The 18,261-nt window shown below is 44.8% G+C and carries 16 protein-coding genes; 5 read left to right on the top strand and 11 right to left on the bottom strand.

Annotated features, from left to right (window positions below; translation table 11 throughout):
- The first annotated feature begins 100 nt into the window (after positions 1–100).
- Genes imuA through GVO60_RS05780 form a run of 3 tightly spaced genes read left to right on the top strand, consistent with a single transcriptional unit; the run spans position 101 to position 5,275 of the window.
- Positions 101–778: a translesion DNA synthesis-associated protein ImuA gene (gene imuA / locus GVO60_RS05790; protein WP_159651800.1), complete on the top strand. Its 678-nt coding sequence runs from the start codon at positions 101–103 to the stop codon at positions 776–778.
- Between the two features lie 2 nt (positions 779–780).
- Positions 781–2,196 carry a Y-family DNA polymerase gene (locus tag GVO60_RS05785; protein WP_159651798.1) on the top strand — a complete coding sequence of 472 codons (1,416 nt, stop codon included), beginning with the start codon at positions 781–783 and terminating at the stop codon, positions 2,194–2,196.
- A gap of 7 nt (positions 2,197–2,203) precedes the next feature.
- Positions 2,204–5,275 (top strand): error-prone DNA polymerase, encoded by a 3,072-nt coding sequence (locus GVO60_RS05780; protein WP_159651796.1) that lies wholly within the window; start codon positions 2,204–2,206, stop codon positions 5,273–5,275.
- Positions 5,276–5,587: 312 nt separating this feature from the next.
- Here GVO60_RS05780 and GVO60_RS05775 read toward each other — a convergent pair whose 3' ends face one another.
- Positions 5,588–6,535 (bottom strand): chemotaxis protein CheV, encoded by a 948-nt coding sequence (locus GVO60_RS05775; RefSeq protein WP_159651794.1) that lies wholly within the window; start codon positions 6,533–6,535, stop codon positions 5,588–5,590.
- Between the two features lie 126 nt (positions 6,536–6,661).
- The gene (gene mlc, locus GVO60_RS05770; RefSeq protein ID WP_159651792.1) at positions 6,662–7,879 is read right to left on the bottom strand and encodes a sugar metabolism global transcriptional regulator Mlc; all 1,218 of its coding nucleotides are present in this window, start codon (positions 7,877–7,879) and stop codon (positions 6,662–6,664) included.
- 237 nt (positions 7,880–8,116) lie between these two features.
- Here mlc and pyk point away from each other — a divergent pair, with 237 nt between their 5' ends.
- Positions 8,117–9,559 carry a pyruvate kinase gene (pyk, locus tag GVO60_RS05765; RefSeq protein ID WP_159651790.1) on the top strand — a complete coding sequence of 481 codons (1,443 nt, stop codon included), beginning with the start codon at positions 8,117–8,119 and terminating at the stop codon, positions 9,557–9,559.
- 48 nt (positions 9,560–9,607) lie between these two features.
- Here the strand turns inward: pyk and GVO60_RS05760 are convergent, their stop codons facing one another.
- Entirely contained in the window at positions 9,608–10,756 is a 1,149-nt protein-coding gene (locus tag GVO60_RS05760; protein WP_159651788.1) for a patatin-like phospholipase family protein, read from the bottom strand.
- A gap of 8 nt (positions 10,757–10,764) precedes the next feature.
- Entirely contained in the window at positions 10,765–10,857 is a 93-nt protein-coding gene (cydH, locus tag GVO60_RS05755) for a cytochrome bd-I oxidase subunit CydH (protein WP_159651786.1), read from the bottom strand.
- A 138-nt stretch (positions 10,858–10,995) separates the two neighbouring features.
- Here cydH and GVO60_RS05750 point away from each other — a divergent pair, with 138 nt between their 5' ends.
- Positions 10,996–11,589, top strand: coding sequence for an outer membrane beta-barrel protein (locus GVO60_RS05750; RefSeq protein ID WP_159651784.1), 594 nt, complete (start codon positions 10,996–10,998; stop codon positions 11,587–11,589).
- 43 nt (positions 11,590–11,632) lie between these two features.
- On the opposite strand, the gene GVO60_RS05745 is transcribed toward GVO60_RS05750, so the two are convergent.
- The 7 genes from GVO60_RS05745 to pabC all read right to left on the bottom strand — a co-directional run bounded on the left by GVO60_RS05745 (position 11,633) and on the right by pabC (position 18,253).
- Positions 11,633–12,055, bottom strand: a complete 423-nt coding sequence (locus GVO60_RS05745) for a hypothetical protein (RefSeq protein ID WP_159651782.1) — start codon at positions 12,053–12,055, stop codon at positions 11,633–11,635.
- Positions 12,056–12,212: 157 nt separating this feature from the next.
- Positions 12,213–13,643: a PTS glucose transporter subunit IIBC gene (gene ptsG, locus GVO60_RS05740; RefSeq protein WP_159651780.1), complete on the bottom strand. Its 1,431-nt coding sequence runs from the start codon at positions 13,641–13,643 to the stop codon at positions 12,213–12,215.
- 447 nt (positions 13,644–14,090) lie between these two features.
- Complete coding sequence (locus GVO60_RS05735) at positions 14,091–14,858, bottom strand: TatD family hydrolase (protein ID WP_159651778.1); 768 nt, start codon at positions 14,856–14,858, stop codon at positions 14,091–14,093.
- Positions 14,849–15,808: a DNA polymerase III subunit delta' gene (gene holB, locus GVO60_RS05730; RefSeq protein WP_159651776.1), complete on the bottom strand. Its 960-nt coding sequence runs from the start codon at positions 15,806–15,808 to the stop codon at positions 14,849–14,851. Before holB ends, GVO60_RS05735 begins: the two co-directional genes overlap by 10 nt.
- A complete protein-coding gene (tmk, locus tag GVO60_RS05725; RefSeq protein ID WP_159651774.1) occupies positions 15,808–16,440 on the bottom strand; it encodes a dTMP kinase in 633 nt (210 codons plus the stop codon). The genes holB and tmk overlap by 1 nt, the downstream gene beginning before the upstream one ends.
- Positions 16,437–17,453 (bottom strand): endolytic transglycosylase MltG, encoded by a 1,017-nt coding sequence (mltG, locus tag GVO60_RS05720; RefSeq protein ID WP_159651772.1) that lies wholly within the window; start codon positions 17,451–17,453, stop codon positions 16,437–16,439. Before mltG ends, tmk begins: the two co-directional genes overlap by 4 nt.
- Entirely contained in the window at positions 17,450–18,253 is an 804-nt protein-coding gene (gene pabC / locus GVO60_RS05715) for an aminodeoxychorismate lyase (protein WP_159651770.1), read from the bottom strand. Before pabC ends, mltG begins: the two co-directional genes overlap by 4 nt.
- Positions 18,254–18,261: the final 8 nt, after the last annotated feature.

The following is an 18,261-nucleotide window of genomic DNA, read 5'->3' as shown; positions in this document are numbered from 1 at the left end:
AATTATGGAGCTCAAGGCGTTTTTTTATCCATCCGATCACCTCCCCTCTTGCTGAACATCAATAATAATTTATACTGTATATATATACAGGTAAATTGTTATGTATGAACTGATCGAACACCTTAAACAGAAACAATGGCTTTGGCAGGGCAGCCAAACTCCAGACTCTCAAGAGCACTATTCCACTGGGTATTCGCTGCTTGACCAAAAACTGGAAGGCGGCTTCCCCAAGCATGGCGTTATCGAACTTCAGACACCTCAAGCTATTGGTGAGCTGCGCCTACTGCTGCCTCACTTAAAGCAAACAAGTCAGGAGCGATTGTCCGTTTTTATTCAACCGCCAGGCTATCTATGCGCTGATCAGTTGACTGCACAAGGTATCGATCCGAATAAGATCCTACTCATCTACCCGAAAAGTGAAAAAGAGGCACTTTGGGCTGCAGAGCAGTGTTTAAAAAGCGGTGCGTGCAGTAATGTTTTACTTTGGCAATCAGAGATCGAAGTTCATCATGCTCGCCGCCTGCAAGTGGCAAGTGAAACGGGAGGGTGCCTCTCTTTTCTTTTCAAACATCAACAAAAGAGCCTATTTTCACTACCAGTGAGTTTAAGCATGACACTGCTGCCTCACTCAATGGGCATTGAGATTACCATTACTAAGCGTAAGGGCGGTTGGCCACATGCCAGTTTTGTTCTCGACATGGGTGCGCTATGGCCAACATTAACCGTACAGCCTAAAGATCCTGTCATCATTCCATTTCCGTTACGTAAGCAGGGCTAAGCATGAAACTGTGGATTTACCTTTACTTCCCGACTTTGCAGCTAGATGCGCTCTATTCTGAAGAGTCTCAACACCCTTTGGTCATTGTCGATTCTAAGCGATTTCAAATCGTGCAATGCAACCAGAATGCAACAGATCAAGGCATACAGTTAGGCATGGGATTAGGCAGTGCCAGTGCCCTTTGTCACCAGTTACAAGTGCACCCTTATGATGAAAAAGTCGAGCAACAAACCCTGATTGATATTGCGCAGTGGCTCTACATGGTGACCTCTGACATCGTCCTCTTTGCACCGCAAGGTATTTTATTGAAAGCTACTAATATGCTCTCTTTATACGGCGGGCTAGATGCCTACTGGCAACATGTTTCACGCCATCTAGATAAGCTCAAACTTCGCTTTCATTTTGCTACAGGATTCTCGCCTTTTTCAGCCATTCTCCTCGCAAAATCAGGCTCAAACTTACTCAACCAAGATAAACAAGCGATGGCCGATATCCTTAGCCGCTACCCTATCAGAGCGACGGAACTCGATCATAAGCAAGTAGAAAAACTATCGCGCGTTGGCGTGACTCATATCCAGCAATTACTTGAACTGCCGATGCAAGAGCTTGCTCGTCGATTTGATATTGATCTGGTTAACTACGTAGGCCGTTTAATGGGGCAATTTAAGCACCCAATGACTTTTTATCATCCACCAGAGCGGTTCCAAAGCTATATGGAGCTACTGTTTGATATTGAGAATATTCAATGGTTAGAAAAACCCCTGAGAAAACTGCTCGATAAGTTGGCGCTGTTCCTTACTCTCCGTAACCAAGTCGCTTACGAGCTTCAGCTCACCCTGCACCAGCGTGATCAGCAAGATGGCTCAATCATTTTCACATCCGCCAGTGGCGATTATTTGGCCGAGCGCTGGATGAAGTTGTGCCAATTGACGATGGAACCACTCAAACTTGATGCACCCGTTCAAGGGCTAACCTTAAGCTTAATTCGTGGTGGCGAGCTTGAATCCACCAGCCAAGATATTTTCTCTGGTCATAAAGGGCAACAAAGCGAGCTAGAGCTAATTGGTGTTCTACAAGCGAAATTAGGCAAAGAGAGCGTGCGGAAAGTGGCGCCAAATAATGACCCTAGACCGGAACACGCCACCATCCTTTGTGCGCCCGATGTTCCGATTCCAATCAAGCCTAACTTAAGCCACGCTAGAGCGTACCGCTTTCGCCCTAGCCTAATGCTACCCAAGCCAGAGCCTTTGAACGAGAAAGTATCCATCATTCAAGGCCCTGAACGCTTTGCAACTGGGTGGTGGGATGGCGATGAAATGACAAGAGACTACTTCATTGCACGTAGTCACAGCGGCCGCTGGCTATGGGTATTCCGTAATCAGCAGATGCAGTGGTTTTTGCACGGTTTATTTAGCTAGAGGGCACATGAAATACGCTGAGCTATTTTGCCAAACCAACTTTTCTTTTCTGACTGGTGCTTCTCATGCCGAAGAGCTGATTCTCCAGGCGGATTTTTTACGCTATCACTCATTAGCCATTACAGATGAGTGCTCTGTGGCAGGCGTCGTTCGGGCTTACAGCGCGATGAAAAGCCACCAGCTTGGCATCAAACTGGTGATTGGCAGCATGTTTTGGCTCAACCAAGAGTGCCAAGTGATTCTATTGTGCCCTTCTCGCGAAGCCTATGCCGAGCTGTGTCGAATCATTACCAATGCCAGAAGACGGGCAGATAAAGGGGAATACCAACTCTCCGAATGGGATTTGATGTCTGTTAAGTATTGCTTAATCCTCTGGCTGCCCACTCATCAACAAGATGACCATAAATGGGGGCAATGGTTAGTGCAGCACCACAGTCAGCGTCTCTGGGTTGGCATTCAGCGCCACTTAAATTCTGATGATAAAGACTACCTGACCCACTGTGAACAATTGGCTCATGAACTGTCGCTGCCCATTACGGCTTGTGGTGGGGTTTTAATGCATACTGCTACTCGCTTGCCACTACAGCATATCTTAACGGCAATAAAGCACGGTCAAAGTGTCGACAAGATAGGCTCACAACTGCTCACCAATACCGAACGAACGCTGCGCAGCAAAGAAAAACTCAGCAAATTATTCAAATCTGAGTGGCTACAGGAAAGCATCAACATCGCGGAGCGCTGCGAATTCAGCTTAGGTGATCTTAAATATGAATACCCAAGCGAGCTGGTACCAAATGGAGAAACCCCAATCAGCTACCTCAGAGCGTTGGTTGAGCGTGGAAAGAGGCTGCGTTTTCCTGAAGGGATTCCCAGTCATATAGAAGAGACAATAGAGAAAGAGCTGAGGTTAATTGAAGAGCTCCAATACCCGTTTTACTTTCTTACGATTCACGACATAGTAATGTTTGCCAAACGTAACCAGATCCTTTACCAAGGGCGAGGCTCTGCGGCTAACTCCGTGGTCTGCTATTGTCTTGAGATAACCTCAGTTGATCCAAGGCAGATTTCAGTGTTGTTTGAACGTTTTATCAGTCAAGAACGCGATGAACCGCCTGATATTGATGTCGACTTCGAGCATGAACGCCGCGAAGAGGTGATCCAGTACATCTATCAAAAATATGGCCGAGAGCGTGCTGCTCTTGCCGCAACAGTCATCTCTTATCGATTTAAAAGTGCCGTTCGAGATGTCGGCAAAGCATTAGGAATCGAAGAGAGCCAGCTTGATTACTTCATTAAAAACGTCAATCGCCGTGATCGCTCTTTAGGCTGGCAAGCGCAAATTGTTGAACTAGGTCTACAGCCGGATTCAATCAAAGGTGAACAGTTCATCGCTTTGGTCAATGACATTTTGGGCTTTCCTCGTCACCTGTCTCAACACGTAGGTGGCTTTGTCATCGCTGCAGGCCCACTGTATGAACTCGTGCCTGTAGAGAATGCTTCCATGGCCGATCGCACCGTGATTCAATGGGATAAAGACGATTTAGAGACACTAAAACTTCTTAAAGTCGATGTGCTCTCTTTGGGAATGTTAACCGCCATTCGAAAGTGCTTTGATTTAGTTAAAAAACTGCACAATCAAGAGTTAACCATTGCGGAAATCACCCGTCGACAAGATGATCCTAATGTTTATGGTATGATCCAGAAAGCCGATACCGTTGGCGTATTCCAAATCGAATCACGAGCTCAAATGAGTATGCTTCCTAGGCTCAAACCAGCGACTTACTACGACCTCGTCATACAGATTGCGATTGTACGGCCAGGCCCGATTCAAGGTGACATGGTTCATCCTTTTTTAAAGCGTCGTGATGGCATTGAGCCTGTCACTTACCCTTCGAAAGAAGTCAAAGAGGTTCTGTCACGAACCATGGGCGTTCCTATCTTTCAAGAACAGGTTATTAAACTCGCGATGGTAGCTGCAGGGTTTAGCGGTGGTGAGGCTGATGCACTACGTCGAGCAATGGCCGCATGGAAGAAAAGTGGTGACTTAGTTAAGTTTAAGACCAAGCTAGTGGAAGGTATGCTCAGCCGTGGGTATGAGCTGGAGTTTGCTGAACGTATTTTTGACCAAATACTCGGGTTTGGTGAGTATGGTTTTCCAGAAAGCCACTCCGCCTCTTTCGCTGTACTCGCTTATTGCTCTGCTTGGTTAAAACACTACTACCCAGAAGCTTTTTACACCTCCATTCTCAATAGCTTACCTATGGGCTTCTACAGCGCCTCACAGCTGGTTCAAGATGCAAAACGACACCATGTATTAACCTTACCCGTTTGCGTTAACCAATCGCTTTATGACCATCAAGTGGTGCATTGTGGAGATAAACTCGCCATCCGATTAGGCTTTCGTCAGATCAAAGGACTCAGTAGAGAGAGCGGCAATCAACTGATAAAAGCTCGGGGAAATAAAGGATTTAGTCACCCAAATCAGTTGAAGCACATTGGCCTCAACCGGCGAGATGTGGAACTGCTTGCTTCAGCAAACGCAATGCAATCTATCGCTAACAATCGCTATCAAACTCGATGGGCAATGATGGATTCATTGTCAGACTTGCCCCTGTTTCAGGAGATACAAGAAGCCGACAAAGAACTTGTCTCGGCGCCATCCGATATACAAACACTACTTGAGGATTACGCTTCTACGGGCCTCTCTCTCCAGCAGCACCCGATCACTCTCCTAGATAAAGCTGGAGTATTAGAACATTTTACCCGGATGAATGAGCTCACGAGCAGACCTCATCAATCGTTGGTCACTGTGGTTGGCGTAGTCACAGGAAAACAAGCCCCTGGCACCGCTGCTGGCGTCACTTTCTTTACTCTTGAAGATGACACTGGAAATATTAACGTCGTAGTATGGCAAACCACCGCTCGAGCACAAAAACAGGCTTACCTAACCGCCAAAATATTAATGGTCAAAGGCATCTTAGAGCGCGAAGGAGAGGTGACGCATATTATTGCTGGAAGGTTAATTGATATGACGGACAAACTACAAGGCTTACAAAGTAAATCGAGAGATTTCCATTAATGGCGAGCCTGCGCTGATCTAAAACTCGAAATACAAAAATAGAAAAGGGAGCCGAGGCTCCCTTTTTAATTACCATGTCGACAAGTTAAAACCTGTCTTCAGCTTCCATACTTCTTTTCTTGTATTCCCTGTACAGTAACATGCATAAAGTCATCACAACTTTAGACGTCAGCCATATCATGAATAGGAACTACCTTAAAAATCGATTGAAAAGTTGTATTTAGATAGTAGCGTCATTTCGATTAACAAAATAACACCACAAATATAGCACTTTACCAACAACGAATCATCAACGATTAATAAAATGGAACACTATTTTGTTAAAATATCTCGTAATCTATCTTGAGCGACTTCAACTAATAAATCGGGCTGGAATTTAGATATAAAGCGATCACAACCGACTTTTTTCACCATCGCATCATTAAAGCTACCACTTAACGAAGTATTTAAAGTAACAAACAAATCCTTCATTCGAGGATCAGTACGCACTTCATGCGTTAGCTTATAACCATCCATTTCAGGCATTTCAGCATCGGTAATCATCAACAGCAATTCCTCAACCACATTTTTACCTTCGTCTGCCCACCCCTTAAGTAGTCGCAACGCTTCCAAGCCATCACGACACTCGATAATGTTCAAACCTAGTTGAGACAATGTACCTTTCACCTGCATACGTGCCGTAGAGGAGTCGTCAACAATCAGTACATTGCGCCCAACCATTTCCGCTGCAAGTTCTTCATCCAGAACGCCCTCAGAGATTGAAATATCGTAGTCAATGATCTGCGCCAGTACTTTTTCAACATCAATGATTTCAACAATTTCTAGCTGCTCACCATCATTGACGTGTGTAATAGCCGTCAGGTAGTTCGCTCGACCTGCAGTTTTAGGCGGCGGTTGAATCTCTGTCCAAGCGGTATTGATAATATTGCGTACTTGTCCAACTAAGAAACCTTGAATGGTTCGGTTGTACTCAGTGATGATCAAGTTCTCTTCCTGATTATCAAGTCGAGATGCAGGAAAACCAATCGCCCCACGCAGGTCAATCACAGGGACGGAAACACCACGCAACGAAGCAACACCGGTGATGTGGTGATGTGAACCAGGCATTTTAGTCAAAGGAGGTACTTTGATTACTTCACGTACTTTGAATACGTTAATCGCAAAGATCTGTCTGCTGTTAAGACTGAATAGCAACAGCTCAAGACGGTTCTCGCCGACTAAATTCGTTCGCTGGTCAACTGTATTTAAAACTCCGGACATACCACTTCTCAACCAATGTGTTATATATCAACAGTAGTCTATAGCAAGACTAAGATAAAAAAATAAACCCATACATCACTCAAGATTATATGGGTTTATCTAAAAGATAAAGTAAACCGAGAAATACTAGCCTTCGATCACTTTCATTAGTAGTAAACCATCAAATAACGCTTGTTTTATTAACGCTGCTCCTGGCATGGTCGCTTGTTTGTAGAATCGCGACTCTACCAATTCAAGATCTTGGTGGTAAACCGGTAAGCTCTGCTCTTCAATACATTGCTGAATCGCAGGATAAAGAATTTCTTTGGCTTGGTTAATCGCCCCACCAATTAGAATTTTTTCTGGGTTAAATAAATTGATGACAATAGAAATCGCAGAGCCTAAGTAACGACCCAATTTTTCAACCACATCCACTGCTAGTGGGTCGCCATTTTCTGCCGCCTCACAGATATCTTCGACAGAAATTTCTTCAAACTCAGCTAAAGACGACGTCTCACCATTTGCGATACGTTCAGTGACTTCATTTCGAATAGCTTGTGAACTGGCAACCGTTTCTAAACAGCCTCGATTGCCACAATGACACTGCTTACCGTTTGGATCGATTTGAATATGCCCGAGTTCACCAATGTTACCGTGGCGACCTTGCAATACACGGCCGTCCAAAATAATCCCAGCACCCAAACCGTGGTGAATTGAAATGAGAACCGAGTTTTCATTCTCTTGAGAGTGGCCGAACAGTTTCTCTGCTAGAGCCCAAGCTCGAGTATCATTGGCAATAAAAACAGGAAGCCCAGTTGCTTTGTAGATCTCAGGTCCAAGTGCGAGATTTTCAACGTTATAGTGCGGCATTTGTAGCACCACACCTTGCTCCGAATTTACAAGGCCCGGCAAGGTAATCGCGATGCTTGTCACACGATCAAGTTGGTCAGAATAGGTTTGGAAGAATTCGTCGATCTCATGCAGTAAGCGTGCGAGCACGTCTTCTTGATCAATTTCATGAATGTCTATTTTTGTGTCGATAAGCACATCGCCGCCAAGCTCATGCAAAGCGATCGTCAGATACCCTCGTCCAAGACGCATTGACAAAAACTGCCAGCCTTCATTATTCACCTGCAAACCGACAGCAGGACGCCCACGACTGGTTGCTTCTTGAACCGTCGTTTCATGAATAAGATGCGCTTCAATCAATTCACGAGTGATTTTCGTAATACTTGCTGGTGCAAGTTCACTCTCCTTCGACAAATCGATGCGAGAAATAGGCCCTTTTTGATCAATGAGTTTATAGACCCGTCCAGCATTGACCTGCTTGATATGATCAATATGGCCAGGTTGAGCCATGTACATAGAGTGCTCCAGATATCAACAACTAGGTAATTTTTTTACTTTGCGAAGTAATTGTGAAGAGCTTTGGTAGATCGCCGTGACAAGTGTCACGTATAAACATAATTCTTTGTGTACCTAATCAAATAGCTGAGCCTTTATCACATTTCATGCTCTATTTTTTTGCATAAATAATTATGTATTTTTTCTACCAGACTAAACTAGTTAATAATCAAACAGAGTCAGATCAAGGAGATCATAATGACCTCACCCCAAAGAAGAACAAAGATTGTCTCTACACTAGGGCCTTCTACTGATAAACCCGGAATGCTGGAAGCGATATTAGAAGCTGGGGTCAATGTGGTTCGAATGAACTTTTCCCACGGCACAGCCGATGATCACCGATTACGTGCTACTCGCGTTCGCAATATTGCCGCGAAACTTGGTACTCATGTTGCTATTTTAGGTGATCTGCAAGGACCAAAAATTCGCGTGTCGACCTTTGCGGAAGGTAAAGTCATTCTCAATGTTGGCGACAATTTTACTCTAGATAGCAGCTTACAGCCTGGAGAAGGGAATCAAGACGCAGTTGGCCTAGATTACAAAGCTTTGCCACAAGATGTTACGACGGGCGATATCCTGCTGCTTGATGACGGTCGTGTTCAGCTTAAGGTCATTGGCGTGACAGAAACAGAAGTTAGAACTAAGGTCACCATCGGCGGCGCACTCTCGAATAACAAAGGCATTAACAAGAAAGGTGGTGGCTTGTCCGCAGATGCACTCACCGAGAAAGATAAGAATGACATTAAATTAGCCGCAGAGATCAAAGTCGATTACCTTGCTGTCTCCTTCCCACGCAATGGCGAAGATATGAAGTACGCTCGCAGATTGGCTCGCGATGCTGGTTTACAAGCAAGACTGGTCGCCAAAGTAGAGCGCGCAGAAACCGTTGAATGTGAAGAGAACATTGATGACATCATTCTCGCCTCAGACGCCGTTATGGTTGCTCGTGGTGACCTTGGGGTTGAAATAGGCGATCCAGAACTTGTTGGTGTGCAAAAACAATTGATACGCCGCGCACGTAGCCTAAACAGAACCGTTATCACTGCGACGCAGATGATGGAATCGATGATGGAAAATCCGATGCCAACTCGTGCGGAGGTGATGGACGTCGCCAATGCAGTCTTGGATGGCACCGATGCGGTCATGCTTTCAGGTGAAACCGCTGCAGGTAACTACCCTCTTGAAACAGTACGCTCGATGGCAGAAGTCTGTCTCGGGGCTGAAAAGATGGCGGACGTAAACCGTTCAAGCTATCGAATGGAAGAAGTGTTCGAAAGCAGTGAAGAAACCATCTCGATGTCGACCATGTTTGCCGCTAACCATATGCGTGGCATCAAAGGAATTGTCACCCTGACAGAATCGGGCCGTACTGCGCTTATGACATCACGCCTCAGCTCAGGGCTACCTATCTTCGCCTTGTCACGTAATGAAGCCACCCTGAACCTTACAGCGCTTTACCGTGGTGTTTTCCCAGTCTATTTCGACTCTAAGGGTGATACAGGGTTAGAAACAGCTCAAGCTGCCGTTGATACGCTCAAACAGCGTGGTCTACTCGATGATGGAGATATCGTGATCATCACCCAAGGTGACGTGATGGATGTCGTGGGTTCAACAAACTGTATGCGTATTCTTTCGGCTTAAAGATAAAGGTTAAGCGGTATTGATAGCAAGGGGAGCAATAATGCTCCCCTATTTAATTAGACTGGTTTGGCGAACTGTACTAGCAATGTATGTATCGACGAAATTAAACCCAGCATCTAGGCCCAATTGATAGTCATGCAGCAAATCTTCTTTTTCACTCATCAAAGAATTAGATCGCAATGGCTGGCCCGGCTTGATTTGAATGATGAAACAATCATCTGGAGGCGAATATAAGAAGTCTTGCGTCAATGAATAGGTTTGATAATGCACCATCAGCATATCCGCTAAGCCCGAATCAAACTTATCCCCTAACAAATGACTTAACCGATAAATATCATCAGCCCCAAAAAGCCAGCGCCCCCCATTGAGCGATTCAAGGTGAGGGTGTTCATGCTTATATCCATGAGCTTTAGCTACTTGTTCATTCAGAAACAGATTCCAATCACTTTTCCATTGCGAGAGCTTATCTTGCCAATGGCCTTGAATAGAATTAAAGGAATCTCGAAACCACTCTATCTGTTCTTGATCTGTCACCTCTGGGGTATCTGTGACTAAATCCTCGCCTTCTGTGCGGATCACCACAATACAGCGCGCTTCTTTACGCCACGCTTCTTGAACGGGTATCGATGCTGATACTCCTCCATCCACATAGACGCCATGCTCAAACTCAACCGATTCATTGTACAAACGGGGAATCGCACAGGTAGCGACCAATACCTTCTTCCAATCATCTTGTAACATCGGCAAATATTGATCGATTAAACGAGGCACATCCGTAACTGCGGCATACGCTTCTCTATCCGCAAGAATTCGACGCCCCATATCAATATCGAGCCGATAGGGATAATCAGAAATCTTATCTAACGCCCAATCCAAACCCAAATATTGGCGGCGGCGAATATAACTGAACAAGTGGAAGAATTCAGAAGAAGTGGTGAGATCTAAAATGAAGGATTTACCAATCCCTCTCTGACGGCATAAAAAAGCACATAAGTTCATTGCACCCGCTGAGGTACCATAAAAGGAATGAAAAGGATCGAAATTGGAGAGGAGAAAAGCGTCAAGAACACCAGAGGTAAAAATACCTCGTTGCCCGCCACCTTGTGCGACCAATGCATTTTTACCGCCAGTGTACTTTTTAAATCTTTGGGTATCTAACTGTACAGCAGCGTTAGTAATAACACCGCTATTCTTCATCGAATCACCTAAGCCGTCATAACAGCGACAAGCGAAAATCCGGTGATGATAGCGAGAGCAACCGCAGAGATAATTAGGGCATATTTCAGATTGTGTTCCATAGACACCTCCTTGTTGTTTAACAAAGTAATAACATCACTGTGAAACATCTTCAATTATTGAGTTTTTTTTGTGCTTAATTATGGCGTTAGCATCACAATTAGTAGGTCTACTACTCCATCACAAGGAACAGAATGATCATGCACAAAATCGTGAAACTGACGCTAGGACTACTACTGTGCAGTACCAGCACATACAGTGTGGCAGATCTCTACGTCACTCCTTGGGTTGGCTATACCTTAGGTGGCAGTGTTGAGAATCAAGACGGTGAAGATTTTGACTTAAAAGGCTCCACAAATCTGGCTCTCAGTATCGAGAGTGATTTTGACACTGGTCGTATAGGCTTGTTCTACACACGCCAAGCCACAGAGGTGGAAAAGATCAAACAAGATTCTGATGTTCACTACTTACTGTTTCAAAGCAGCATTCACTACCAGCTTGATGAACAGTTATCATCCTACTTAGGCTTAGGCCTTGGCGGTTCTTATATCGAAGCCGACTGGGTAGACGATAACCTTGGCTTTTCTGCTTCTATCATGGGCGGCTTTGAATACAAGCTCACCGAACAGCTTGCTCTCAATGGACAGGTGCGATGGCTAGGCACCGTGGTCGATAATGACACCACAGGCGTATGTAATCTACCAAGCTCAGGCAGCGATTCTTGTGTCATCCAATTTAAAACTTCATGGATGAATCAAGTATCAACCAACGTTGGAGTAACATGGCGCTTCTAGAGCATTCAGGAGGGGCAGATATTACCACTGCCCCATAATGAGATTAGAAAGTGTATTTGATACCCAGTGCGCCACCAATTTTCAGCTCAGCTCCTGAATAGAGATCAAGCTCTGGGTGGACTTGGCCGTACATGTTCCAGCCTTTAGTTAAGTCCCACTTCAAGCCGAGTGGCACGCGTGCGCCAAAACTCTTGCCTTCCCACTCACTCCAGCCGCCCACACCGACATACCACGAGACCGGTGTATTTGCATCAAACTGACCACCTTTAACAATGTAATCAAAAGCACCGCCATCATTACCTAACGTAAAGCGGTATTGATTATCCAATTCCAAGACGGCACTTAAGCCTTGATCAACCGCCATTCCAACTGAAATATCAGTAGCTTGAGTATCGTTTGCTAATGCAGAAAAAGAACTCAACACCAAAACAGAGGATAACCCGAGACAAGTTTGAATTTTGTTCATGATGACTCTTCCCTTACAGATAAATAAAACAGCGTACAATTATTGAGATTTGTAAGAATAAGATGTCAGAAAAGGGTCAGAGTTAAGCCAGAACCAGGTTGATAAAAACGCAAAAAGGAGGCCGAAGCCTCCTTTAATTAGATGAGTTTAGTGGGAATTAGCCGTTGTTACGGATCCACTCATCCATTTCAGTTTTCAGGTTGTCAGACTTAGTTCCGAAGATAGCCTGTACACCACCAGCTACAACTACTACGCCAGCTGCGCCTAGTTGTTTTAGCTTGTCTTGGTCAACAGCCGCTGTATCAGCTACTGCAACACGTAGACGTGTGATACATGCGTCTAGACCAGTGATGTTTGCTTTGCCGCCAAATGCTGCCACAAGCTCACCAGCAAGTTCAGAGCCAGTCACTGCAGCAGTCTCTTCAGACTCGTCTTCGCGACCAGGAGTCTTAAGGTCCATCGCCTTGATTACAGTGCGGAATACTACGTAGTAGATTGCAGCGTAAACTAGACCAACAGCGATCATCAGACCCATCTTAGATGCATTACCTGATAGAACTAGGAAGTCGATTAGACCGTGTGAGAATGAAGTACCGTGTACAAAGCCTAGAGTATTAGCAACAACGTAAGCAGAACCCGCTAGTAGAGCGTGGATAGCGTACAGTACAGGAGCAACGAATAGGAATGAGAATTCGATTGGCTCAGTAATACCTGTTAGGAATGAAGTTAGAGCAGCAGATGCCATGATACCCATTACTTTCGCACGGTTCTCTGGTTTAGCAGAGTGAGCGATAGCGATAGCAGCAGCAGGTAGACCGAACATCTTGAACATGTAACCACCCGCTAGTTGACCGAAGCCATTACCAGCAGCACGAGATGCTTCATCAGCAACTAGGTAACAAGTTAGTACGCCGTTTTGAGTTTCACCCGCAGCGTTCACACAAGTACCTGCTTCGAAGAAGAATGGTACGTTCCATACGTGGTGTAGACCGAATGGGATTAGAGAACGTTCGATGATACCGTAGATACCAAACGCAACTTGTGGGTTCTGGTGAGCAGCCCAATCAGAGAACGCAGCAATAGCACCGCCAACTGGTGGCCATACGATTGAAAGTAGGATTGCAAGACCGATTGCAGAGAAACCAGTGATGATTGGCACAGCACGCTTACCAGCGAAGAAGCCAAGGTATTCTGGAAGTTGAATCTTGAAGAAACGGTTGAATGCCCAAGCAGCAACACCACCGACTAGGATACCACCTAGTACACCAGTATCGATTTTTTCAACGCCCATTACGCCAGCCATTACGCCTAGAGTAGCCGTCATGATGCCGTAGCCAACGATTGCAGCAAGACCTGCTACACCGTCGTTGTTAGTAAAGCCAAGTGCAACACCCACAGCAAATAGCAAAGCCATTTGACCGAATACTGAGCCACCAGCTTGTTCCATTAGGTTAGAAACGATTTCTGGAATGAAAGGAAGGTCTGCTGCACCGACACCAAGCAAAATACCCGCAACTGGTAAAACTGATACTGGAAGCATCAGTGACTTACCAACTTTCTGCAGGCTAGCAAAAAGGTTCTTAAACATGTTTATGCTCCTGATAAAAATAAAATAGTTATATGGGTACTAACGGCACACCCCCGCAGCCTTAAATGTTAGCACCCAGAAAAAATGTAACCACTTATGTCACTATATTTTCTGGCTCTAAATATATATTGCGGGTTAACGGTCTTGCTAGCGGGTTACGAAATTAAATTTCAAACTAATAGATAGATCACAGTAAAAGCTGTGTACTGAAATGCTTTACACGCAACTCAAGTTATTGTTTTTTATTGAGTATTGTATAAATTTGATTAATTTTACTGGGTAAATAAAATAGATGTCATTGTTATTTTATGTAACAAAATTACGACACGGTCTTTTTTAACTCTCAAGTTCAACAAAAATAGTAAACAAGGCGATTTAAGCGATTGCGTGTGATGCCGGTTACAAAAAAAAGGAGCTTGCGCTCCTTTTTTAATCATTTCTCATTTTCTATCTCAAAAAAAGATTTCTGAAGTTTTCGGTGGTTTTTTCACCAACTTCACCTAATGAGACCCCTTTCAACTGGGCAATGTATGAAGCAACCTCAACAACGTAAGCTGGTTGGTTCTGTTTTCCACGATGAGGTATTGGTGCTAAGTATGGGGAATCCGTCTCTATCAAGAGCCTTTCAAGAGGCAATGCTTTCACAACTTCCTTTAGCTCTGTCGCTTGACGGAAAGTCACGATACCTGAAATAGAAATGTAGAAACCGAGATCCATTGCCGCTTCAGCAAATGGTAGATCTTCAGTAAAACAGTGAATAACACCGCCACATTTGTCCGCACCGCCATTCTTAAGAATATCGAGGGTATCTTGTCTTGCGTTGCGAGTATGGATGATAAGTGGCTTGTTCAGCTTTACCCCTAGCTCTACCTGCTGTTCAAACCTTAGTTTCTGTAGCTCTGCGGTTTCTGGCTGATAGTGATAGTCTAACCCTGTTTCACCAATCGCAACCACACGCGGATGCGCTGCATATTCATGAAGTTGGTCTAGAGCAAAGCCACTTTCAACATCCAGTGGGTGAACTCCACAAGAGGCATACACGTTATCATAAGGTTCGATCATGCTTAGCATATTAGGGAAAGAGTCGAGTGTGACACCGACTGACAACAACTCTTTGACGTTTGCCGCTTTCGCTTTTTGAATCACATCTTCGATGCCTTGATGCAAATCTTGATAATCTAACTTGTCTAAATGACAGTGTGAGTCTACGAACATGTTTCCTCGTTAAACTTAAATAACCAATCTAATATGAGCAATTCGCCATTAAGGCCTGAATGCTCACGAAGTTGCTCAATTAAATGCCCAAGAGATTCTGTCTGTTGATAAAGTGCGACATATTCAACAGAGGCGGCTAATGGCTTACTACCAGGCAGAAATGATGCCATATCCAACCCGAAGTGACTCTTTTGCGCATCCGTCAACAAATACCAAAGCCAATGTAGAGCATCCGGTTCAGCAACAATATCCTTTGCCAGTTTCAAAGCATCGCCCTGCCCTTTAACCCAATCTAGCAATTGAGCCTCAAGCGTTAAGTAGACGTCGGTTTTACCCGCCTCAACAAATTCTAAAGTGCTTAAAGGTGCATTGCGGTTTAAGTGAGCCGCATAAACCGGAATTTCACCTTTCGCTTCAATACTTAGCCAATCTGTTACTGTTTTCGAGTCTGGTGATGCTAAATGCCACTGCTGACAACGACTCGTAATCGTAGGCAAAAGGCCGTTAGCTCGATGAGTCACCAACAAGAACATGCATCGCCCTGAAGGTTCTTCTAACGTTTTTAATAACGCATTGGCGGCAGACTCGTTCATCGCTTCCGCGGGTTCAATGATGAATAAGCGCGTTCCAGCCAGCTGAGAAGACTCTTGAGCTTGACGGTTACAATGGCGAATCTGCTCTACCGTGATCGCCTTGCCTTCTTTCTCTGGCTTAACAATATGAAAATCTGGATGACTGCCAGATTTCATTAACTGGCAGCTATGGCAGAAACCGCACGCCTCGTTATCATAGTTGCTACACATCACAACACGGCTAAACAAATCGACCAATTGCTCAGATCCTAACCCTGGCTCTGCAATCAACATTGACGCATTAGAAAAGCGCCCAGCTTCCAAGCTTGTTTGCCACTCTTGCCAAAGTTGCGTTAACCATGGGTATAGCTTGTCCATTACTGAGCACCTAACCAAGAACAGAGCGCAGCTTTAATATCGCCAGCGACTTGGTCAATGCTTTGTTCAGCGTTCACAACCAATACCGAATCGTCATTACGAGCCAACTCAAGGTAGCGATCTCGAGTACGGTCAAAAAAGCTCATATCCATTTTTTCGATACGATCAAGTTCACCACGACCGCGAGCACGCTCAAGACCAATACGAGGATCCAAATCGAGATAAATAGTAAGGTCTGGTTTAAAGTCACCAAGCGTTGTTTGCTTAAGTGCTGCCATCGTCTCTTTCGCGATCTGACGACCACCACCTTGATAGGCTTGGGAAGACATATCATGACGATCACCCACCACCCATTGACCTTCTGCTAACGCTGGCTTGATGACGTTCTCAACCAATTGAACTCGAGCCGCATACATCATCAACAGTTCGGTCATATCTTGCAGCACTTCACCTTCATGATCTTGTTTCACTAAGGTTCTAAGCTGTTCTGCCAGAACTGTACCACCAGGCTCACGAGTGTTTCGGATGTTATCGATACCAGATTGTTTTAATGTCTCTAATACCGCGTTGATTGCTGTGCTTTTACCCGCGCCTTCAAGGCCTTCGATCACGATAAATTTAGCTTGTGTCATTTTTTGCTTCTTAATTGTTTTAAATAGGCACGAACGGCACGATTATGCTCGGCTAGTGACTTAGAAAATACGTGTCCACCTGTACCACTCGCCACAAAGTATAGATATTTACTTGATTCTGGGTTTAAAGCTGCTTCAATAGAAGCCTCACCCGGCATTGCGATTGGCGTTGGCGGCAGGCCAGAAATAGTATAGGTGTTGTAAGGCGTTGGCGTGCGCAAATCTTTCTTACGAATGTTGCCATCATATTTATCGCCCATTCCATAGATAACTGTCGGATCGGTTTGCAGACGCATCCGTTTATTCAATCGGTTTACAAATACCGAAGCGACACGCTCTCGCTCTTCTTCTACAGCCGTTTCTTTTTCAATAATGGATGCCAGAATCAAAGCTTCATAAGGAGTCTTCAAAGGCAACTTATCTTGGCGCTTTTCCCATTGAATATTTAATACTTGTTGTAACTTGCTAGAAGCGCGCTTAAGGATATCAAGATCGGAGGTACCAAAGGTGTAGTGGTAGGTCTCTGCCAAAAGCAACCCTTCTAACTTCTCATGCTCTAAACCGAGTTTCACTGCAATATCCGCTTCACTTAAACCCGTTAGCTCATGCTCTAAATGTGAAGCGCCAACCAATGCTTCTCGCCACTCTTTGAAAGTAGAACCCTCTAAAAACGTAATAGCGAATTGGTGCTCTTTACCTGACTTTAGTAGTTCTAGGGTCTGAGTTAAATTCAAGCCTGGTTGCAAAAGGTATGTACCCGCTTTCAACTGCGTCAATTCAGGGTGAAGACGGCGAACTAAACGAGAAACATCGTTGCTTTCAATCCAACCTTGCTCGGTCAATTGTGCTAAAACGCGATTAAAACTCGTTCCAGATTTCAGAGTAAAGATTTGATCTTGTTCGATTTGAAGTGGCTGAGTTACGTACTGCTCCACTTGCTTCGTAATGTATCCGTAGCCCGTCGCTGCAATCATCGCAGCCAGAGCTAGGAAAATAGTGATCTTTTTAATCACGGAAGGGGGTTCTCCTGAATTTTTCTTGTTATATTTCCAATTGAAAACGTTTGTTCACCAATAGCCGTCACTGGTGCAACCTCTAATATCGAGTTGGTGATAAAAACTTCATCTGCTGTTAAAAGTGCATCTAGCTCAAAATCACCTTGAACCAAATTCAGCGATAAGTTTTCAAGGCGCTCGATAACAACCCGGCGCATCACGCCCGCAACACCAGCAACACCTAAGTTTGGAGTAAACAAAGTATCGCCTTTGCACCAAAAGAGATTCGCCATAGTCGTCTCGACAACATGCCCATTGCAATCTAGCGCAACGCCATCATCAAAACCTTGCTGTTCGATATCTGCTTTTAACAATACTTGTTCAAGACGGTTGTTATGTTTGTGCCCAGCTAAGAGCGGGTTAATTCCCAACCTTTTACTGCACACTCCCAGTGCGATTCCATCTCGACTCCATTGTTCATAATGAGCCGGGAAATGAAAGGCGCTAATGGTAACATTTGGTGAGGGTACTTGAGTAGGGCTATATCCCCTCCCCCCTTCACCGCGGCTAATATGCAGTTTGAGTCCGGCTTTAGGATCAGAGTAGGCCATCTCAGCAAGCCAACTTTCGATCAAAAGCCAATCAGGTTTCGCAATCATCAGCGCATCAAGACAAGCATCCATACGTGCTTTGTGTTTCGGCCAATACTGAATTTCACCATTACGGGTCAACATGGTAGTAAAACATCCATCACCATATTGAAAAGAGCGATCGGCGATAGAGACGGTACTGGCACGTTCGCCATTAAACAAATACATGGCATTCC

The organism is Vibrio atypicus (genome assembly GCF_009811315.1).
Lineage (GTDB): Bacteria > Pseudomonadota > Gammaproteobacteria > Enterobacterales > Vibrionaceae > Vibrio > Vibrio atypicus.
Note: the sequence above shows the minus strand (reverse complement) of the source record. Positions and strands in the feature narration are given on the sequence as shown.

Excerpts from the sequence above, each read along its gene's own strand:
- GVO60_RS05775 (WP_159651794.1), bottom strand. The coding sequence starts at position 6,535 with ATGTCCGGAGTTTTAAATACAGTTGACCAGCGAACGAATTTAGTCGGC.
- cydH (WP_159651786.1), bottom strand. The coding sequence starts at position 10,857 with ATGGAACACAATCTGAAATATGCCCTAATTATCTCTGCGGTTGCTCTC.
- GVO60_RS05785 (WP_159651798.1), top strand. The coding sequence starts at position 781 with ATGAAACTGTGGATTTACCTTTACTTCCCGACTTTGCAGCTAGATGCG.
- holB (WP_159651776.1), bottom strand. The coding sequence starts at position 15,808 with ATGGACAAGCTATACCCATGGTTAACGCAACTTTGGCAAGAGTGGCAA.
- GVO60_RS05735 (WP_159651778.1), bottom strand. The coding sequence starts at position 14,858 with ATGTTCGTAGACTCACACTGTCATTTAGACAAGTTAGATTATCAAGAT.
- mlc (WP_159651792.1), bottom strand. The coding sequence starts at position 7,879 with ATGTACATGGCTCAACCTGGCCATATTGATCATATCAAGCAGGTCAAT.
- GVO60_RS05760 (WP_159651788.1), bottom strand. The coding sequence starts at position 10,756 with ATGAAGAATAGCGGTGTTATTACTAACGCTGCTGTACAGTTAGATACC.
- ptsG (WP_159651780.1), bottom strand. The coding sequence starts at position 13,643 with ATGTTTAAGAACCTTTTTGCTAGCCTGCAGAAAGTTGGTAAGTCACTG.
- pyk (WP_159651790.1), top strand. The coding sequence starts at position 8,117 with ATGACCTCACCCCAAAGAAGAACAAAGATTGTCTCTACACTAGGGCCT.
- GVO60_RS05745 (WP_159651782.1), bottom strand. The coding sequence starts at position 12,055 with ATGAACAAAATTCAAACTTGTCTCGGGTTATCCTCTGTTTTGGTGTTG.
- pabC (WP_159651770.1), bottom strand. The coding sequence starts at position 18,253 with ATGTATTTGTTTAATGGCGAACGTGCCAGTACCGTCTCTATCGCCGAT.
- GVO60_RS05780 (WP_159651796.1), top strand. The coding sequence starts at position 2,204 with ATGAAATACGCTGAGCTATTTTGCCAAACCAACTTTTCTTTTCTGACT.
- tmk (WP_159651774.1), bottom strand. The coding sequence starts at position 16,440 with ATGACACAAGCTAAATTTATCGTGATCGAAGGCCTTGAAGGCGCGGGT.
- imuA (WP_159651800.1), top strand. The coding sequence starts at position 101 with ATGTATGAACTGATCGAACACCTTAAACAGAAACAATGGCTTTGGCAG.
- GVO60_RS05750 (WP_159651784.1), top strand. The coding sequence starts at position 10,996 with ATGCACAAAATCGTGAAACTGACGCTAGGACTACTACTGTGCAGTACC.